The 2,287-nt window shown below is 46.3% G+C and carries 3 protein-coding genes; all 3 read right to left on the reverse strand.

Features of this window, described 5'->3' with window-relative positions; all coding sequences use genetic code 11:
- Positions 1 to 108 precede the first annotated feature (108 nt).
- The 3 genes from aac(6')-Ib to R7M72_RS24195 all read right to left on the reverse strand — a co-directional run bounded on the left by aac(6')-Ib (position 109) and on the right by R7M72_RS24195 (position 1,997).
- Entirely contained in the window at positions 109 to 663 is a 555-nt protein-coding gene (gene aac(6')-Ib, locus R7M72_RS24185; protein WP_022631510.1) for an AAC(6')-Ib family aminoglycoside 6'-N-acetyltransferase, read from the reverse strand.
- An 88-nt stretch (positions 664 to 751) separates the two neighbouring features.
- Entirely contained in the window at positions 752 to 1,084 is a 333-nt protein-coding gene (locus tag R7M72_RS24190) for a quaternary ammonium compound efflux SMR transporter QacF (RefSeq protein WP_015243636.1), read from the reverse strand.
- A 256-nt stretch (positions 1,085 to 1,340) separates the two neighbouring features.
- On the reverse strand, positions 1,341 to 1,997 hold the full coding sequence (locus R7M72_RS24195) for a quinolone resistance pentapeptide repeat protein QnrVC4 (protein ID WP_000361704.1): 657 nt from the start codon (positions 1,995 to 1,997) through the stop codon (positions 1,341 to 1,343).
- Positions 1,998 to 2,287 lie beyond the last annotated feature (290 nt).

A 2,287-nucleotide genomic window follows, 5' to 3' on the forward strand; every position in this document is an offset into this window, starting at 1 on the left:
CTGCGTTCTTGGAAGTGCTCATCTGCTGACTATCTCATGATTGAATTTGAATCGTAACAACTTTCAAGCAACTCTGCGAGGAGCCTTATTGTGCGCCCAACGTTTGACTTAGGCATCACTGCGTGTTCGCTCGAATGCCTGGCGTGTTTGAACCATGTACACGGCTGGACCATCTGGGGTGGTTACGGTACCTTGCTTCTCAAACCCCGCTTTCTCGTAGCATCGGATCGCTCGCAAGTTGCTCGGCGACGGGTCCGTTTGGATCTTGGTGACCTCGGGATCATTGAACAGCAACTCAACCAGAGCTCGAACCAGCTTGGTTCCCAAGCCTTTGCCCAGTTGTGATGCATTCGCCAGTGACTGGTCTATTCCGCGTACTCCTGGATCGGTTTCTTCTTCCCACCATCCGTCCCCGCTTCCAAGAGCAACGTACGACTGGGCATACCCAATCGGCTCTCCATTCAGCATTGCAATGTATGGAGTGACGGACTCTTGCGCTAAAACGCTTGGCAAGTACTGTTCCTGTACGTCAGCAAGTGTCGGGCGTGCTTCTTCTCCGCCCCACCACTCGACGATATGAGATCGATTTAGCCACTCATAGAGCATCGCAAGGTCATGCTCAGTCATGAGGCGCAGTGTGACGGAATCGTTGCTGTTGGTCACGATGCTGTACTTTGTGATGCCTAACGCCTGAATTAAGCCGCGCCGCGAAGCGGCGTCGGCTTGAATGAATTGTTAGATGCCAACCCGGTCAATGTGCGCTGACCTTGGATAGCAGGTTTAGAACGGCGACGCCACTGACGATAAGTCCCATGCCAATGAACGCCCAGAAGTCTAGTTTTTGGCCATGGAAAATCCAAGCAATAGCTGCCACAAGCACGATGCCAAGCCCAGCCCATACAGCGTAAGCAATACCGACCGGAATGGACTTGAGCGCGAGAGACAAGAAATAGAACGCAAGCCCGTAGCCAGCCACAACTACAACGGAAGGAACTAACCTAGTGAATCCATGGCTAGACTTCAGTGCGGAAGTTGCGATGACCTCGCCAAAGATTGAAACAGCCAGAAATATCCAGTTCTTCACGCGCAATCTCCTCTACGGTATGAAGGAGAAATTGTAGTGGCTATGAGTTGCCAAAAACAGTCTTGCGGCTATCGATTTTCTGTGAGCATACGCAACGCCAAATCTGGCATCTAACGCCCGCCTAAGGGGCTGGCAACGCATGACACTAAACCCAAACACAACAGCCGTAACCACCACAGCTCATTGGGACTGGAAACGCCACGCGTTGACAGTCCCTCTTGAGGCGTTTGTTATGTGTGTGTTCAAACCATCAAATTTAGTCAGGAACTACTATTAAACCTAATTGCTCTAAAAGTTGTTCTTGCTGCCACGAACAGATTTTTACACCTGTAAGGTCAACTTTCCGAGGGTCTAAACCATACAACTCCGAGTGGCTCAAATCACAACCTTGCAACCTACACTGGCTCCAACACCCTTCAGAAAATACTCCCCGACTTAAATCAGACTCTTTAAATGATGCACCACTCAGATTTGCGCCAATCCATCTATTCTCAAACAAATCACACTTTTCGATACACTGCCTTTCAAAGTTGGCGTATGAAAGATTACAACCTGTTATATAAGCTGAACAAAAATACATTCTGTTCGATACCTGATTCATGAAGCTAGCTTGAGCAAAATTGGCACCCTTTAAATCGCATTCTCTGAACTCGATACCAAAACAATTTGCACCTTTGAAATACGACATTGAAAGACTGCAGTTTTTAAAAGATGCATCTCTAAGATCCGAGTAAGAAAAATCACACCCCTCTAATTCACCTCGTTCAATGAAAGAACAATCTACAAATTGTGTATCGCGGAGGTTCGCTCGTTTAAAGGAACAGCAGAAAAATTTGCAATTTTTAAAATACTGACCACTCATGTCTTGATGTGAAAAGTCTGCTTGTACATATAACTGGTCTGTTTTATCCATTTTCTAGCCCTCTTTCTATTTGAGTCGAAGACTAACATTTACCAACCAGTTCTCAAGAAAAATAAACACCTTAAAAACAGCAACTTACAACCACTTAAAATCGCAAAAATAAGGTACCAAATTGACGCTCTAAGGCACTGTTTTTTAATTCACCCATGCCGCATGGCTAGAAAAAAGTTTTGATTAATCATGGCGCTTGCAAGAAAAACACATAACTTTGTTTTAGGGCGACTGCCCTGCTGCGTAACATCGTTGCTGCTCCATAACATCAAACATCGACCCACGGCGTA

Source organism: Vibrio sp. YT-18, from assembly GCF_033337345.1.
Classification (GTDB): Bacteria; Pseudomonadota; Gammaproteobacteria; order Enterobacterales; family Vibrionaceae; genus Vibrio; species Vibrio alginolyticus.